Origin of the sequence: Halomonas fontilapidosi, assembly GCF_014192285.1 — a bacterium.
GTDB classification, from domain to species: Bacteria; Pseudomonadota; Gammaproteobacteria; order Pseudomonadales; family Halomonadaceae; genus Halomonas; species Halomonas fontilapidosi.
Map to the genome: position 1 here is coordinate 114,589 of NZ_JACHXQ010000003.1, position 16,719 is coordinate 131,307.

Here is a 16,719-nt window from a genome sequence, read left to right on the forward strand (position 1 = left end):
GCCTCCGCCAGCACCGCTCTGAGCTGACCCGGTGCTGCCTGGACGACTACTGGTCTGGTGCTGAATCCCAGGCGTGCGCCAGGGCGTGGCGCACCTGGTCGAAGTCGAAGCCGCGGCTTGCCAGGAAGCGCTCGCGGCGGGCGCGCTCGCGAGGCGACTCGCCAGGCCCCGTGAAGCGCCGTGCGAGTATCTCACCGGCCAGGGCGAACCAGTCGCCCTCGCCGGCCTGCTCGCTCTCGGCGAAGGCAGTGCCAATGAGCTCGCGTTCGATGCCACGTCGCTCAAGCTCGCCGCGGATCTTCATCGGCCCCTGACCCCGCTGGATGCGGGAGCGCAGGAAGCTCTCGGCGAAACGGGCATCGGACTGCAGCCCCTGCTCGGCCAGCGCATCGAGGCACTCGGCGATGACCTCGTGCGCATGTCCCTTGGCCGCCAGGCGCTCGGCGAGTTCCCGGCGCGAATGCTCCCGCCGGGCCAGCAGACGGATGGCGTCATCACGCGGCGACGACTCGTTACCGGAGGGCTGTCCCAGCATGCGTCAGGGCTGGTCGTCGCCTTGGCCGACCTCGGCGGTAGCCGCCTCGTCGGCAGCCTCCTCTTTCTTGGATTCCACCGGGGCGAGCAGCTGGGCGCGAATCTGGCTCTCGATCTCCTCCATCACCGCCGGGTTGTCCTCGAGGAACTGGGCGGCGTTGGCCTTGCCCTGGCCGATCTTGTTGCCCTGGTAGCTGTACCAGGCACCCGCCTTGTCGACCAGCTTGCACTGCACGCCGAGGTCGACCACCTCCCCGGCGTGGTAGATCCCCTTGCCGTAAAGGATCTGGAACTCCGCCTGGCGGAACGGCGGCGCCACCTTGTTCTTGACCACCTTAACGCGGGTCTCGTTGCCGGTGACCTCATCACCCTGCTTGACCGAGCCGGTGCGACGGATGTCCAGGCGCACGCTGGAATAGAACTTGAGCGCATTGCCGCCGGTTGTGGTTTCGGGACTACCGAACATCACGCCGATCTTCATGCGGATCTGGTTGATGAACACCACCATGCAGTTGGCGTTCTTGATGTTACCGGTGATCTTGCGCAGGGCCTGTGACATCAGGCGCGCCTGCAGACCGACGTGGGAGTCGCCCATCTCGCCCTCGATCTCGGCCCGCGGGGTCAGCGCCGCTACCGAGTCGATGATGATCACGTCGACGCCACCGGAGCGCACCAGCATGTCGCAGATCTCGAGGGCCTGCTCGCCGGTATCCGGCTGGGAAACCAGCAGATCGTCGAGGTTGACGCCGAGCTTCTCGGCATAGCTCGGGTCCAGGGCGTGCTCGGCATCGATGAAGGCGCAGGTCTTGCCCTGCTTCTGCGCCTGGGCAATCACCGAGAGCGTCAGGGTGGTCTTGCCCGAGGACTCGGGGCCAAAGATCTCGACCACCCGGCCCAGCGGCAGGCCGCCAATGCCCAGGGCGATATCCAGCCCCAGCGAGCCGGTGGAGACCGACGGCATCACCACGCGCGGGGCGTCGCCCAGGCGCATCACGGTGCCCTTGCCGAATTGGCGATCGATCTGGGAAAGGGCGGCATCCAGCGCCTTGCTGCGGTTTTCATCCTGAGCCATGAGGAACTCCTGAGAGATAGCGAATGGAGGTGACGACAGCCGACGACCACTGTATGACTACACAGTAGTATGGCGAAAAATTGGCGGCGCGACCAGCATCGCGATCACCTCAATGCGAGTCGAGCGGCGTCATTCGGTTTCCAGGCGCCGCACCAGCCCGATCAGCGCCTCGCGAACGGCCTGTTCCCGCACGGCCGTACGATCCCCGTCGTAATGATGGCACGCCGCCTCGGCCCGTTCGGCATCGCCCCAAGCCAGCCACACGGTTCCGACCGGCTTGTCGGTACTGCCGCCGCCGGGACCGGCCACCCCGCTGATCGCCACGCCGAGCCCGGCGCCGCTGTCGCGGCAGGCGCCGGCCACCATCGCCTCGACAACCGCGCGGCTCACCGCCCCATGCTCGCCCAGCAGCGCCTCCGACACGCCCAGCAGCCGGGTCTTGGCGCCGTTGGCGTAGGTCACGTAGCCGGTCTCGAACCAGTCGGAGCTGCCGGCCACGGCGGTGATCGCACTGGCCACCCCACCCCCGGTGCAGGACTCGGCCGCGGTGACCGTGATGCCCTTCTCGCGGCACCGTTCGCCGAGCCGCTCGGCGAGGGCCATGAGGTCGAGGTCGGCCAGGCGGGAGGCACGGAGGGACATGGCATGACTCCTGGGCATTTGCAGCGGCCGAGGCGACGACGGCCGCGCGTGAGCGATGAGTTTTCCGTACAATAACGGCTTTGTCAGCGACATGCATGGCGCATTCGACGCCAGCCATCCGTCATCCGTCAGAGCAGGAACCCGATGTCACAGGCCAGTGCCCAGCATACTCCCATGATGAGCCAGTACCTGAAGATCAAGCGCGAGCACCCCGACGTGCTGCTCTTCTATCGCATGGGTGACTTCTACGAGCTGTTCTTCGACGATGCCCGGCGTGCCGCCGCCCTGCTCGACATCACCCTGACCCAGCGCGGCCAGTCCGCGGGCCAGCCGATTCCCATGGCCGGGGTGCCCTACCACAGCGCCGAGGGGTACCTGGCCCGCCTGGTGACTGCCGGCGAGTCGGTGGCGATCTGCGAGCAGATCGGCGACCCGGCCACCAGCAAGGGACCGGTAGAGCGCCGCGTGGTGCGCATCGTCACCCCGGGCACGCTCTACGACGAGGCATTGCTCGATGCCCGCCGCGACAACCTGCTGGTCGCCGTGGCTCCGCTCGGCGAGCGCTGGGGGCTGGCCTGGCTGGAGCTCTCCAGCGGCCGCTTCAACGTGCTGGAGGTCGAGGGCGAGAGTGAGATGCTCGCCGAGCTTCAGCGCCTCGACCCCGCCGAGCTGCTGGTTGCCGAAAGCCTGGCCCTGCCGACCGCCCTGGAGGGGCGTCGCGGCCTGCGTCGCCAGAGCGACTGGCTATTCGACCTCGAGAGCGCGACCCGCACCCTGTGCGACCAGTTCCAGGTCCAGGACCTGCGCGGCTTCGGCTGCGCCCACCTGGAGGCCGCCATCACCGCCGCTGGCGTGCTGGTCGACTATGCCCGGGATACCCAGCGCACGGCCCTGCCACACGTCACCGCTATCGGCGTGGAGAGCCGCGACGACGCCGTGGTGATCGATGCGGCCAGCCGTCGCAACCTGGAGATCGACGTGAACCTGGGCGGCCGCAGCGACAACACCCTGGCCAGCGTGCTCGACACCACCGCCACCGCCATGGGCTCGCGACTGCTCAAGCGCTGGCTCAATCGCCCACTGCGCGACCGTGAACAGGTTAGTGGCCGTCAGGCGGCGGTGGCGCTGCTGCTCGATGACGAGGGCTTCGTCCCACTGCGCGAGTCCCTCAAGGCGATCGGCGACGTGGAGCGAATCCTGGCCCGCGTGGCCCTCTACAGCGCACGACCGCGCGACCTGGCCCGCCTGCGCGATGCCCTGCTCGCCCTGCCCGACCTTCAGGCCGCTCTCGAGCCCTACGGCGAGGGCAGCACGCTGGACGAGCTGCGCCGCCATATCCACCCCTTCCCGGCGCTGGCCGACACCCTGACGCGCGCCCTGGTGGAGAACCCACCGGTGGTGATCCGCGACGGCGGGGTGATCGCCGAGGGCTTCGACGCCGAGCTCGACGAGCACCGAGGCCTTGCCGAGCACGCCGGCGACTACCTGATCCGCCTGGAGACCCGGGAGCGCGAGCGTACCGGCCTGCCCGGCCTCAAGGTGGGCTACAACCGGGTCCACGGCTACTACATCGAGATTCCCCGCGCCCAGGCCCGGGACGCCCCGGTCGACTACGTGCGCCGCCAGACCCTGAAGAACGCCGAGCGTTTCATCATTCCCGAGCTCAAGGAGTTCGAGGACAAGGCCCTCTCGGCCAAGTCCCGTGCCCTGGCTCGGGAGAAGCTGCTCTACGACGGCCTGCTCGACACCCTGAACGCCGAGCTGGCCGCGCTGCAGGGCACGGGGCGGGCGCTGGCGGCACTCGACGTGCTGTGCGCCTTCGCCGAGCGCGCCCGGGCCCTGGAGTTCGCACGACCGGCACTGCCCGAGTCGCCGGGCATCGAGATCCTTGGCGGCCGCCACCCGGTGGTCGAACAGGTCACCGAGACGCCCTTCGTGCCCAACGACCTGATGCTGGACGACAGCCGCCGCATGCTGGTCATCACCGGCCCCAACATGGGCGGCAAGTCTACCTACATGCGCCAGGCTGCGCTGATCACGCTGCTCGCTCACACCGGCAGCTTCGTGCCGGCGGATGCGGCCGCCATTGGCCCCGTGGACCGCATCTTCACGCGCATCGGCTCCTCGGACGACCTGGCCGGAGGCCGCTCGACCTTCATGGTGGAGATGACCGAGACCGCGAGCATCCTGCACAACGCCACCGACCACAGCCTGGTACTGATGGACGAGATCGGCCGCGGCACCAGCACCTTCGACGGCCTCTCGCTGGCCTGGGCCAGCGCCGAGCACCTGACCCGCTCACGCGCCTTCACGCTGTTCGCCACCCACTACTTCGAGATGACGGCGTTGGCCGAACAGGCCGAGGGGGTGGCCAACGTCCACCTGACGGCGGCCGAGCATCGCGACGGGATTGTCTTCATGCACCGGGTGGAGGACGGTCCGGCCAGCCAGAGCTACGGCCTGCAGGTGGCCCAGTTGGCCGGCGTCCCCCAAGGGGTGATCGCCCGCGCCCGGGAGAAACTCGCCTCTCTGGAGCAGCAGGAGATCGATCAGGGCAGCCGGCTGCCGGCCGCAACGCCAGACAACGAAGCCCCCCGACAAGCCGACCTCTTCGCCAGCGCCCCGCATCCGCTGGTCGATCAACTGGACCGCCTGGATCCCGATGATCTGTCGCCCCGACAGGCACTGGAACTGCTCTATCGCTGGAAGAAGGCCCTGTGAATGGCCGACAATAGCGCCTAGCGGCGCTTGCGAGGCCGCCCTCGGCGCGTCTAGAATGGCGCGATCAAAAATATTTTGGATTATAAGAAAGGAATTTCTTATAACTAAAATTGAATTATCATTACCGGCCGCGCCCCGCCACGGCCAGAGAATGGGAGACTGGCATGACATTCGTCGTCACCGAGAACTGCATCAAGTGCAAGTACACCGACTGTGTCGAGGTCTGCCCGGTGGACTGCTTCTACGAAGGCCCCAACTTCCTGGTGATCCATCCCGACGAGTGCATCGACTGCGCCCTGTGCGAGCCGGAGTGCCCTGCCGAGGCGATCTTCGCAGAGGATGAACTGCCGGATGGCCAGGAGACGTTCATCGAAATCAACGCCGAACTGGCAGAGGTGTGGCCCAATATCAGCGAGAAGAAGGATCCACCCGAGGATGCCGAGGAGTGGGACGGCAAGTCGGGCAAGCTGGAGCTGCTCGAGCGCTAAGGCGTCGGCCAATCACCACCGGCGAAAAACGACGACGCCGGATGTCATCTGACATCCGGCGTCGTCGTCTCTGCCCTGAGCGAAGTAAGGAGAACACTCGGCAAAAAAGGCGGCCCGCAGGCCGCCCGCTCCCAGCCTATCCTCGAGCGGCTCCCTCCGCCCGGACTCCCGTGATGTTGTCCCTGCCCGGGAGCGGCTTCCTGCCGCACCGAGCACATCACTTCACGCATCCCGTTGCATCCTGCCGGAAAAGCATCCTCGCTCTTCCACATCCCGGGTGCATTGTGGCATAGCCGCTTTGCAGCACAACCTCGCTCGTGGCGGTCCTACAACGCTACTGCAAGACCGCCTTCACCCCGGAACACCGTAAAACTTCTTTAAAATCAACAAAAAGAAAAGGGCCGATGCCATGAAGGATCGACCCTGTCCGACACAGTAATGGCGAATCTCTTCGCCACTTTGTAGGAGATCTCTTACACGAGATCACGCAAAAGACAACACCGTTCGCTTACTGCCCCTTGATCGCCGCGCGCCCCGGGTAGTCTACCTGGCCGGCCAGTTCCTGCTCGATCACCAGCAGCCGGTTGTACTTGGCGACACGGTCCGAGCGGCTCAACGAGCCGGTCTTGATCTGGCCGGCACGGGTGCCAACGGCAAGATCCGCGATGGTAGTGTCCTCGGTCTCGCCACTGCGATGGGAAATCACCGCGGTGAAGCCCGCCTCCTGGGCCATATGGATCGCCTCCAGGGTCTCGGAGAGCGAGCCGATCTGATTGAACTTGATCAGGATGGAGTTGCCGATCTGCTCATCGATGCCGCGCTTGAGTATCCGGGTGTTGGTGACGAAGAGGTCATCGCCCACCAGCTGGACCTTGTCCCCCAGCTTTTCGGTCAGCGCCTTCCAGCCATCCCAGTCGGACTCGTCCATGCCATCCTCGATGGAGACGATCGGGAACTGCTCACACAGGTCGGCCAGGTAGTCGACGAAGCCCCCGGCGTCGAACACCTTGCCTTCACCGGAGAGATCGTACTGGCCATCCCGATAGAACTCGGAGGAGGCGCAATCGAGTGCCAGGGTGACGTCGTCACCCAAGCGGTAGCCGGCATCTGCCACCGCCTGCTGGATGACCGACAGGGCCTCGGCATTGGAGTCGAGATTCGGCGCAAAGCCGCCCTCGTCGCCCACCGAGGTGGCCAGTCCTCGGGCGCTGAGCACCTTCTTCAGGGCGTGAAAGATCTCGGCACCCATGCGCAGGCCCTCGCGGAAGCTCGGGGCCCCCACCGGCTGGATCATGAACTCCTGGATGTCGACGTTGTTGTCGGCATGCTCGCCACCGTTGAGGATATTCATCATCGGCACCGGCATCAGGTACTGCCCCGGCTGGCCGTAGAGCTCGGCGATATGCGCGTAGAGCGGCATGCCCTTGGCATTGGCCGCGGCCTTGGCGGCCGCCAGCGATACCGCCAGGATGGCATTGGCACCCAGCTTGGCCTTGTTGTCGGTACCGTCCAGTACCAGCATGGCGTCGTCCAGCCCGCGCTGATCACGAGCATCCATGCCCACCAGGCGCTCACGGATGGCGGTATTGACGGCCTCCACGGCCTTCAACACGCCCTTGCCCAGGTAACGGCCCTTGTCACCATCACGCAGTTCCAGCGCCTCGCGGGAGCCGGTCGAGGCACCACTGGGCGCACAGGCCACGCCCACGGCGCCGCTTTCCAGGCGTACCTCGGCCTGCACGGTGGGATTGCCGCGTGAATCGAGCACCTCGAGGGCGCGAAGTTCGACGATCTTGGTCATCTTGTTGGTCCTTGTCGTGTCAGCGTGGAATATCAGGAAATCTCGAGCGGAGCGAAACCCTTCACCAGGTCATCGACGGCCTTCAACTGGGCCAGGAAGGGCTCGAGGCGGTCCAGCGGCAGGGCACAGGGGCCGTCGCATTTGGCATTGTCGGGGTCGGGATGGGCCTCCAGGAAGAGACCGGCCAGACCGACCGCCACCCCGGCGCGGGCCAGTTCGGCGACCTGCTGCCGGCGCCCGCCAGCGCTGTCAGCTCGTCCGCCAGGGCGCTGCAGCGCATGAGTGACGTCGAAGAAGACAGGATAGCCTGTCTGCTTCATGTCACCAAAACCGAGCATATCAACAATCAGATTATTATACCCGAAGCTCGATCCGCGTTCGCAAAGCAACAATCTGTGATTGCCGGCCTCTTCGCATTTGCGGATGATGTGGCGCACCTCGTGGGGCGCCAGGAACTGCGGCTTCTTGATGTTGATCACCGCCCCGGTCTCGGCCATGGCCACCACCAGGTCGGTCTGGCGCGCCAGGAAGGCCGGCAGCTGGATGATGTCGGCGACCTCGGCGGCGGGCCCTGCCTGCCAGGGCTCATGGACATCGGTGATGATCGGCACGTTGAAGCGCGCCTTCACCTCGGCCAGGATATCCAGGCCTTTCTCCAGGCCGGGGCCTCGGAAGGAGTGGATGGAGCTACGGTTGGCCTTGTCGAAACTCGCCTTGAAGACATACGGCATACCCAGCCGCGCCGTCACCGTCGCGTAGGTCTCGGCAACCTCCAGGGCCAGCTCGCGAGACTCGAGCACGTTCATGCCGCCCAGTAACATCAGCGGCAATGAATTGCCGGCCTTGAGGCCGGCAAATTCGATGTCACGTGCGGATACGGATTCGGTCGTGAGCGACATGAGCATCACTCCTGATGGGAAGACTGGGCGCGGGTCCGCGACGCCTTGTGTTCCAGCGCGGCATTGACGAAGCCGGTAAAGAGCGGATGACCGTCGCGCGGCGTGGAGGTGAATTCCGGATGGAACTGGCAGGCCACGTACCAAGGATGGTCGGGCAGTTCCACCATCTCCACCAGGGAGTTGTCGACGCTCTTGCCGGAGACGACCAGACCGGCCTGCTCCAGGTCGTCGATGAACTGGTTGTTTACCTCGAAGCGGTGGCGGTGACGCTCCATGATCTCATCGGCCCCATAGGCCTCGCGAGCCTTACTACCGGCCTTGAGCTGGCAGACCTGGCCGCCCAGGCGCATGGTGCCACCGAGGTCGGACGCCGCGTCACGCAGTTCGACCTTGCCCTCGGGGCTGAGCCACTCGGTGATCAGCCCGACGACCGGATGCTGGGTGTCATGGGTGAACTCGGTGGAATCCGCGTCGTCCCAGCCCGCCACATGGCGCGCGAACTCGATCACCGCCACCTGCATGCCGAGGCAGATGCCCAGATAGGGGATCCCGCTCTCACGGGCAAAGCGGGCCGTGGCAATCTTGCCTTCCACGCCGCGCTCGCCGAAGCCGCCGGGCACCAGAATGGCGTCCTTGCCGGCCAGGCGCTCGGTGCCGTGGTGCTCGATGTCCTCGGAGTCGACATAGTCGACGTTGACCTTCACACGCGTCTGGATACCGGCATGGATCAGCGCCTCGTTGAGGGACTTGTAGGCGTCGAGCAGCTCCATGTACTTGCCGACCATGGCAATGTTGATCGACTTCAGGGGGTTGAGCTTGGCATCGAGCACCTTGACCCACTCGCCGAGGTCGGCTTCATCGGCCTCGAGACGCAGCTTGTCACAGACGATGTCGGCGAGGCCCTGCTCGTTGAGCATCAGCGGGATGCGATAGATGGTGTCGGCATCCTGCAGCGGGATGACGGCCCGCTCTTCCACGTTGGTGAACAGGGCGATCTTGCGCCGCTCACCCTCCTCGAGCTCCACCTCGCTGCGACAGATCAGGATATCTGGCTGGATACCGATGGAACGCAGTTCCTTGACGCTGTGCTGGGTCGGCTTGGTCTTGGTCTCGCCGGCGGTCTTGATGTAGGGCACCAGGGTCAGATGCATGAAGATCGCCCGGCTTGCCCCCAGCTCACTGCGAATCTGGCGGATCGACTCCAGGAAGGGCAGCGATTCGATGTCGCCCACGGTGCCCCCGATCTCGACCAGCGCCACATCGAAGCCTTCGCCGCCGGCGTAGACACGACGCTTGATCTCGTCGGTGATGTGCGGAATCACCTGCACGGTGCCACCCAGGTAGTCGCCGCGGCGCTCCTTGCGCAGCACGTGCTCGTAGACGCGTCCAGTCGTGAAGTTGTTGGCCTGGGTCATCTTCGTGCGGATGAAGCGCTCGTAGTGGCCCAGGTCCAGGTCGGTCTCGGCGCCATCCTCAGTGACGAACACCTCACCATGCTGAAAAGGACTCATGGTGCCCGGATCCACATTGATGTAGGGATCGAGCTTGAGCATGGTGACCCTGAGACCGCGCGCCTCGAGAATCGCCGCCAGCGAGGCCGACGCGATGCCCTTGCCGAGTGAGGACACAACGCCGCCGGTCACGAAGATATATCGTGTCATGAAGAACCTGTCGAAGCGTGATCGTTAGGCACAGCAGGAAGCCGCGCCAGGATGGGTCGACAGACTAGCAGAATACGACCAAAGGCTCAATTTCAGCCCAGCGGCAACCGTCCCGGTGGCGGGAAATGTTCAGGGCCACCAGCGCGCCAGCTCCCCGCCCAGGGGGTCGTGCTCGGGGCGCGACAGCTTGGCGATGCGCGCCACGGCGGCGTCGTGCTCGGCGGGCTCGTCACGGATCAGATCGAGCTCGCGCTGATCCTCGGGATAGGCGGCGAGCAGCAGAAAATCGTCGCTGGCCCAGCGGTGGCAGTGGCCCGTTCCAGCCGGCAGCACCAGCACTTCACCGGCGCGAATATCGACGTCCTCCCCCTGCTCGCCGCCCAGTCGCAGCGAGCCACGGCCCGACAGCACACCGAAGGCCTCATGGGCAATGGAGTGGTAGTGGTGATAGGGATAGACGCCACCACGCCAGCTGGGCCGCCAGCCGTGCCTGGCAAACAACTGCTCGAAGCAGTCCGCCACGGCGTTGCGGTCGAGCCCCGGCTCGACCCCGCTCGAGCGAAACAGCAGCGTCGGCAGTCGAGTATTAGGAATACCCCCATCATCGGCAAAGGTCAGCCGCTCGGGCATCAGCGGCCCGCCCTCTTCGGGGGCAAGTCCCAGGGTTTTAAGCGTCGCTTCCATCGTCGTCTCCTGCCAGAGGGGTGAGAGAGGAAGTCTAGAAGACGCATCGCGCCGTATCGAAGACGCCCCGACATGGGTCGGGGCGTCGCCTGGCCATGAAGCCCTGCTTCTCGTCACACGCCGAGATAATCGAGGATGCCCTCGCCGGCCTGACGGCCCTCATAGATGGCGGTAACCACCAGGTCGGAGCCACGTACCATGTCGCCGCCGGCGAAGATCTTCTCGTTGGTGGTCTGGAAGGGGTGTGTGCCCCCTTCCTCCGGCGCATTGACGCGGCCGCGCTCGTCGAGCTCGATACCCACGGTCTCGAACCAGGGCGCCGGGCTTGGCTGGAAGCCGAACGCCACGATCACGGCATCGGCGGGGATGATCTCCTCGGAACCGGGCACCACCTCCGGACGCTGTCGGCCATTCTCGTCGGGCTCGCCCAGGCGCGTGCGCACCACCTTGACGCCCTCGACCTTGCCTTCCCCTACCACCGCCACCGGCTGGCGATTGAACAGGAACTCCACCCCCTCCTCGCGGGCATTGGCGACCTCGCGCTTGGAGCCCGGCATGTTTTCTTCATCGCGCCGATAGGCACAGGTCACGCTGCTCGCTCCCTGGCGAATCGAGGTGCGATTGCAGTCCATGGCGGTGTCGCCGCCGCCCAGCACCACGACACGCTGCCCCTTGAAGGAGACGTAGTCGCTCGGCTCCTTCTCGAAGCCCAGGCAGTGATTGACGTTGGCGATCAGGAAATCGAGTGCCCTGTGCACCCCGGGCAGGTCCTCGCCGGGGAAGCCCCCTTCCATGGCCTTGTAGGTGCCCATGCCCAAAAAGACCGCATCGTACTCCTCGAGCAGGTCGTCGAAGTCGACGTCCTTGCCGACCTCGACACCCAGGCGAAACTCCATGCCCATCTCCTCGAACACCGCGCGGCGACGTTCCATGACGGTCTTCTCGAGCTTGAACTCGGGAATGCCGAAGGTCAGCAGACCGCCGATCTCGGGATACTTGTCGAAGACCACCGGCGTGACGCCATTGCGGACCAGGATGTCGGCACACCCCAGCCCCGCCGGGCCTGCGCCGATCACCGCCACCTTGCGGCCGGTCTGAGTGACGCGAGACATGTCCGGACGCCAACCCATGGCGAAGGCAGTGTCGGTAATGTACTTTTCCACCGAGCCGATGGTGACGGCCCCGAAACCGTCGTTGAGGGTGCAGTCTCCCTCACAGAGGCGGTCCTGAGGGCAGACGCGACCGCAGACCTCGGGCAGGGAGTTGGTCTTGTGACACAGCTCTACCGCCTCGAGGATGTTGCCCTCGCTGACCAGCTGCAGCCAGTTGGGAATGTAGTTGTGAACCGGGCACTTCCACTCGCAGTAGGGGTTGCCGCAGTGCAGGCAGCGATGCGCCTGGCTAGCCGCCTCCTGGGGCTTGAAGGGCTCGTAGATCTCGGCGAATTCCCTGGCCCGGGTGCGCGCCTCCTTCTTCTGCGGGTCCTGGCGACCCACGTCGATAAACTGGAAATCGTTGCTCAAGCGGTTGGCCATCGTCTTGTCTCCTGGTCTGTGCGTGGCGATATCGTCGTCTCGGCGGGCTTATTCCGGCCGACGCCGGGATTCGGCGAGCAGGCTGCCCAGGCTCGCGGCCTTGGGCTTCACCAGCCAGAAGTGACGGACGAAGTCGCTGAAGTCCTCGAGAATCGCGCGGCCGCGCGCGGAGCCGGTCTCGGCCACGTACTCCTCGATGACTTCCCGCAGGTGACGTCGATAGGCCTCCATGGCCTCGGTGTTCACCCGGTGAATCTCCACCAGTTCGTGGTTGTACTTGTCGACGAAGGTGCGGTCCTCGTCGAGCACATAGGCGAAACCGCCGGTCATGCCCGCGCCGAAGTTGACCCCCACCTCGCCGAGCACGGCAACCAGGCCGCCGGTCATGTACTCGCAGCAGTGGTCGCCGGCACCCTCGATCACCGCATGCGCACCGGAGTTGCGCACGCCGAAGCGCTCGCCGGCCGTACCGGCGGCGAACAGCTTGCCGCCGGTGGCGCCGTACAAGCAGGTATTGCCGACAATGGCGGTTTGGTGACTCTCGAACGCGCTGCCGGCGGGCGGCACGATCACCACCTTGCCGCCGTTCATGCCCTTGCCGACGTAGTCGTTGGCATCGCCTTCCAGATAGAGGTGGAGACCACGCGCGTTCCACACCCCGAAGCTCTGGCCGGCCACCCCGGTGAAGCGCGCGATCACCGGCGCATCCTCGAGCCCCGCCTCACCATAGCGCTTGGCGATGGCCCCGGAGCTCAATGCGCCGACGCTGCGGTCGCAGTTGGTGATGGCAAACGCGAACTCGCCACCAGACTTCTCCTCGATCGCCGTCTTCAGGGCCTCGAGGACCTCCTGATTCTTGGCGCCCGGGTCGTGGGGCACGTTACGGCTGACCGCGCAGAACTGCGGAGCATCGGCAGGCACGAAGTCGTTACCCAGCAGGCCCGAGAGGTCGAGCTTGCGCTGCGAGGCAGTAACGCCCTCCAGCACGTCCAGCAGGTCCGTGCGGCCGATCAGGTCGGTGAGCTTGCGCACGCCCAGCAGTGCCATCAGTTCGCGCACCTCCTCGGCAATGAAGCGGAAGTAGTGCTTGACCATGTCCACGGTGCCGCGGAAGTGCTCGTCGCGCAGGTACTGCATCTGGGTGGCCACGCCGGTAGCGCAGTTGTTGAGGTGGCAGATGCGCAGGTACTTGCAGCCCAGCGCCACCATCGGCGCGGTGCCGAAGCCGAAGCTTTCGGCGCCGAGGATGGCCGCCTTGATCACGTCGAGGCCGGTCTTCAAGCCGCCGTCGGTCTGCAGACGGATCTTGTCGCGCAGGCCGTTGATGCGCAGCGCCTGGTGCACCTCGGGCAGCCCCAGCTCCCAGGGGCTGCCGGCATGCTTGATCGAGGTCAGCGGGCTCGCCGCGGTGCCGCCATCATAGCCGGAGACGGTAATCAGGTCGGCGTAGGCCTTCGCCACACCGGTGGCGATGGTCCCGATACCGGGCTCGGAGACCAGCTTGACCGAGACCTGGGCATCGGGATTGACCTGCTTGAGGTCGAAGATCAGCTGCGCCAGGTCCTCGATGGAGTAGATATCGTGGTGCGGCGGCGGCGAGATCAGCGTCACGCCGGGCACCGAGTAGCGCAACCGGGCGATCAGTTCGTTGACCTTGCCGCCGGGCAGCTGCCCGCCCTCACCGGGCTTGGCACCCTGAGCCACCTTGATCTGCAGCACCTCGGCGTTGACCAGGTAAGCCGGTGTCACACCGAAGCGTCCCGATGCGATCTGCTTGATCTTGGAGGAGCGGATGGTCCCGTAGCGCGCCGGGTCCTCGCCGCCCTCGCCGGAATTGGAACGTCCGCCAGCCTCATTCATGGCCTGAGCCAGCGCCTCATGGGCCTCGGGTGAGAGGGCCCCGAGGCTCATCCCGGCGCTGTCGAAGCGCGGCAGTAGGTCCTCGACCGCCTCGACCTCTTCCATCGGCAGCGGCTCGTCCGCGGGCCTGAGCCTAAGCAGGTCGCGCAGGGTGGCCGGCGAGCGCTCGTTGACCAGTCGGGCAAACTTCTTCCACTTGGCGTAGTCGCCCTCCTGAACCGCCTCCTGCAGCGCCATGACCACGTCGGGATTGTAGGCGTGATACTCGTGGCCATGAACGTACTTCATCAGGCCGCCCTGGGAAATCCCCTTGCGCGGCGTCCAGGCGTCGCGGCCCAACAGCTCCTGCTGAAGCTGGAGCTCGCTGAAGCCGGTACCCTCGATGCGCGCGGCCACACCCGTGAAGCAGAGATCGACCACGTCGGAGGAGAGGCCCACCGCCTCGAATAGCTGCGAGCCACGATAGGAGGCCAGGGTCGAGATGCCCATCTTGGAGAGGATCTTGAACAGCCCCTTCTGCAGCCCCTTGCGATAGTTCTCCCGGGCATCGGCGGGGTTCCCGACCAGCTCGCCGGTATGGTGCATGTCGGCCATGACCTGATAGGCCAGCCAGGGGAAGACCGCGGTTGCCCCCACCCCGAACAGCACAGCCATCTGATGGGCATCGCGGGCATAGCCGGTCTCGACCACGATGTTACAGCGCGGCCGCAGGGCCAGCCGTCCCAGATGGTGATGCACCGCGCCTACCGCGAGGGCCGCATGAATGGGCAACAGCCCCTTGCCCAGTTCGGCATCGGAGAGCACCAGGATCACCTTGCCCTCATTGACCGCCTGTTCAGCCTGGCGGCAGAGTGCCTGGATCGCGCCCTTCAGTCCGACCTCCTGGGGATCGTAGCCCAGCGAGAGCGTGTGGCTGGTGAAGGCCGGGTCGTCCTGACCGACCAGGGCGGCGAACTTGCGCGGCGACAGGATCGGCGCGGTCAGAATGATGCGATGGGCATGCTCCGGCGTTGCCTTGAAGACGTTGAGCTCGGCACCGATGCAGGTCTCCAGCGACATCACGATCGCCTCGCGCAAGGGATCGATGGCCGGATTGGTGACCTGGGCGAACTTCTGGCGGAAATAGTCGGTCAGCAGACGCGGCTTGCCGGAGAGCACGGCCATGGGGGTATCGTCGCCCATGGAGCCCACCGCCTCCTGACCACTCTCGGCCAGCGGCCGCAGCACCTGGTCACGCTCCTCGAAGCTGACCTGGAACATCTTCTGCTGGGCGAGCAGCGCCTCGGGGTCCATGTTCTGGAAGCTGGCAAGCTCGGTTAGCGCCGACTCCAGATACTGCGCTTCCTGCTTCAGCCAGCGCTTGTAGGGATAGGCGGACTTGAGTCGCTCATCGATGTCAGCAGTGTGCAGCACCTCGCCGGTTTCGGTGTCCACGGCCAGGATCTGGCCTGGGCCGACGCGCCCCTTGGCCACTACGTCCTCGGGCTGGTAGCCGTAGGTGCCAATCTCCGAGGCCAGCGTGATGTAGCCGTTTTTCGTGATCACCCAACGCGCGGGGCGCAGCCCGTTGCGGTCGAGCATGCAGACAGCCTGGCGGCCATCGGTCATGACCACCCCAGCGGGACCGTCCCAGGGCTCCATGTGCATGGAGTTGTATTCGTAGAAGGCACGCAGGTCGCCGTCCATCAGCTCCACGTTCTGCCAGGCCGGCGGCACCATCATGCGTACCGCGCGATGCAGCTCCATGCCACCGGTCAACAGCACCTCGAGCATGTTGTCCATGCTCGACGAGTCCGATCCGGACGTGTTGACGATCTCGTCGAGGCTGGCGATGTCGGGCAGCCGGTCGTTGACGAAGTTCTCCTTGCGCGAGTTGGCCCAACCCCGATTGGCCTCCACGGTATTGATCTCGCCGTTGTGGGCGAGCAGGCGGAACGGCTGGGCCAGCGGCCAGCGCGGCGCGGTATTGGTGGAGAAGCGCTGGTGGAAGACACAGATCGCGGTCTCCAGGCGCTCGTTGCCGAGGTCGGGATAGAAGGCCGGCAGATCCGCCGGCATCATCAACCCCTTGTAGGAGACGACCTCGCGGGAGAGCGAGCAGACATAGAAGTCTTCGTCGTCGCGGAGCTTTTCCTCGGCGCGGCGGCGGGCCATGAAGAGATCCACATCGAAGTGCTCGACCTCGCCATCGCCCGGCTCGACGAACAGCTGGCGAATCCGCGGCAGGCAATCCAGGGCCATGGGCCCACAGACGCTGGCGTCCACCGGGACGTCGCGCCAGCCGGCCACCCGCAGGCCACGCGCCTCGAGCTCAGCGGCCAGGGTCTCGCGGCCGCGCGCCTCGCGGGCATCGTCGTCAGGCAGGAACACCGCACCCACGGCGTAATGCTCGCCCAGATCGACGCCCAGCGCCTCATGGGCCGCCTCACGCATGAAGGTATCCGGCATCTGCAGCAGCAGCCCGCAGCCGTCGCCGGTCTTGCCGTCGGCCGCGATCCCGCCACGATGCGTCATGCAGGTCAGTGACTCGATGGCGGTCTTGAGCAGGTCGTGACTGGCCTGGCCCTCCATATGCGCGATCAGGCCAAATCCGCAGTTGTCGCGGAACTCGCCGGGCTGATGAAGACCTTTGTTCATGGGCGTGCCTCGGGTTAAAGGGTTTCTTTGGCAGTCATCACATGCTATAGTTTACGGTTTTTCTTTTTTTACGCGGCCGATCCGAGGGCCGCACGACTGCCGGACAAAAGGTTCGCCAGCATAGCCAGCGCCGCTCCAGCGCGCAATATTCACTCGCCTGCATGCCTTGAAAAACCATCGGCAAA

The 16,719-nt window shown here is 65.5% G+C and carries 11 protein-coding genes; 2 read left to right on the top strand and 9 right to left on the bottom strand.

The annotated features are described in order from the left end of the window. Positions 1-46 precede the first annotated feature (46 nt). The 3 genes from FHR95_RS06655 to FHR95_RS06665 all read right to left on the bottom strand — a co-directional run bounded on the left by FHR95_RS06655 (position 47) and on the right by FHR95_RS06665 (position 2,248). Entirely contained in the window at positions 47-535 is a 489-nt protein-coding gene (locus FHR95_RS06655) for a regulatory protein RecX (protein WP_183313833.1), read from the bottom strand. Between the two features lie 3 nt (positions 536-538). Next, positions 539-1,606 (bottom strand): recombinase RecA, encoded by a 1,068-nt coding sequence (recA, locus tag FHR95_RS06660; protein WP_183313834.1) that lies wholly within the window; start codon positions 1,604-1,606, stop codon positions 539-541. Between the two features lie 129 nt (positions 1,607-1,735). Next, positions 1,736-2,248 carry a CinA family protein gene (locus FHR95_RS06665; protein ID WP_183313835.1) on the bottom strand — a complete coding sequence of 171 codons (513 nt, stop codon included), beginning with the start codon at positions 2,246-2,248 and terminating at the stop codon, positions 1,736-1,738. 144 nt (positions 2,249-2,392) lie between these two features. Between FHR95_RS06665 and mutS the strand changes: the two genes are divergently transcribed. Next, positions 2,393-4,969, top strand: coding sequence for a DNA mismatch repair protein MutS (mutS, locus tag FHR95_RS06670; RefSeq protein ID WP_183313836.1), 2,577 nt, complete (start codon positions 2,393-2,395; stop codon positions 4,967-4,969). 164 nt (positions 4,970-5,133) lie between these two features. Next, complete coding sequence (gene fdxA / locus FHR95_RS06675; protein ID WP_040185148.1) at positions 5,134-5,457, top strand: ferredoxin FdxA; 324 nt, start codon at positions 5,134-5,136, stop codon at positions 5,455-5,457. 508 nt (positions 5,458-5,965) lie between these two features. Here fdxA and eno read toward each other — a convergent pair. From eno to gltB, 6 genes are all read right to left on the bottom strand, one after another. After that, complete coding sequence (eno, locus tag FHR95_RS06680) at positions 5,966-7,258, bottom strand: phosphopyruvate hydratase (protein ID WP_183313837.1); 1,293 nt, start codon at positions 7,256-7,258, stop codon at positions 5,966-5,968. A 32-nt stretch (positions 7,259-7,290) separates the two neighbouring features. Continuing rightward, the gene (gene kdsA, locus FHR95_RS06685) at positions 7,291-8,157 is read right to left on the bottom strand and encodes a 3-deoxy-8-phosphooctulonate synthase (RefSeq protein ID WP_183313838.1); all 867 of its coding nucleotides are present in this window, start codon (positions 8,155-8,157) and stop codon (positions 7,291-7,293) included. A gap of 5 nt (positions 8,158-8,162) precedes the next feature. Next, on the bottom strand, positions 8,163-9,818 hold the full coding sequence (gene pyrG, locus FHR95_RS06690) for a CTP synthase (protein ID WP_183313839.1): 1,656 nt from the start codon (positions 9,816-9,818) through the stop codon (positions 8,163-8,165). A gap of 129 nt (positions 9,819-9,947) precedes the next feature. Then, positions 9,948-10,502, bottom strand: coding sequence for a cupin domain-containing protein (locus FHR95_RS06695; RefSeq protein ID WP_183313840.1), 555 nt, complete (start codon positions 10,500-10,502; stop codon positions 9,948-9,950). 113 nt (positions 10,503-10,615) lie between these two features. Further along, positions 10,616-12,037, bottom strand: a complete 1,422-nt coding sequence (locus tag FHR95_RS06700; protein WP_183313841.1) for an FAD-dependent oxidoreductase — start codon at positions 12,035-12,037, stop codon at positions 10,616-10,618. 48 nt (positions 12,038-12,085) lie between these two features. Continuing rightward, entirely contained in the window at positions 12,086-16,534 is a 4,449-nt protein-coding gene (gltB, locus tag FHR95_RS06705; RefSeq protein ID WP_183313842.1) for a glutamate synthase large subunit, read from the bottom strand. Between the last annotated feature and the right edge of the window lie 185 nt (positions 16,535-16,719).

What these genes read in the sequence shown, in the direction of transcription:
- FHR95_RS06655 (WP_183313833.1), bottom strand. Translation starts at nt 535, where the DNA reads ATGCTGGGACAGCCCTCCGGTAACGAGTCGTCGCCGCGTGATGACGCC.
- recA (WP_183313834.1), bottom strand. Translation starts at nt 1,606, where the DNA reads ATGGCTCAGGATGAAAACCGCAGCAAGGCGCTGGATGCCGCCCTTTCC.
- FHR95_RS06665 (WP_183313835.1), bottom strand. Translation starts at nt 2,248, where the DNA reads ATGTCCCTCCGTGCCTCCCGCCTGGCCGACCTCGACCTCATGGCCCTC.
- mutS (WP_183313836.1), top strand. Translation starts at nt 2,393, where the DNA reads ATGTCACAGGCCAGTGCCCAGCATACTCCCATGATGAGCCAGTACCTG.
- fdxA (WP_040185148.1), top strand. Translation starts at nt 5,134, where the DNA reads ATGACATTCGTCGTCACCGAGAACTGCATCAAGTGCAAGTACACCGAC.
- eno (WP_183313837.1), bottom strand. Translation starts at nt 7,258, where the DNA reads ATGACCAAGATCGTCGAACTTCGCGCCCTCGAGGTGCTCGATTCACGC.
- kdsA (WP_183313838.1), bottom strand. Translation starts at nt 8,157, where the DNA reads ATGTCGCTCACGACCGAATCCGTATCCGCACGTGACATCGAATTTGCC.
- pyrG (WP_183313839.1), bottom strand. Translation starts at nt 9,818, where the DNA reads ATGACACGATATATCTTCGTGACCGGCGGCGTTGTGTCCTCACTCGGC.
- FHR95_RS06695 (WP_183313840.1), bottom strand. Translation starts at nt 10,502, where the DNA reads ATGGAAGCGACGCTTAAAACCCTGGGACTTGCCCCCGAAGAGGGCGGG.
- FHR95_RS06700 (WP_183313841.1), bottom strand. Translation starts at nt 12,037, where the DNA reads ATGGCCAACCGCTTGAGCAACGATTTCCAGTTTATCGACGTGGGTCGC.
- gltB (WP_183313842.1), bottom strand. Translation starts at nt 16,534, where the DNA reads ATGAACAAAGGTCTTCATCAGCCCGGCGAGTTCCGCGACAACTGCGGA.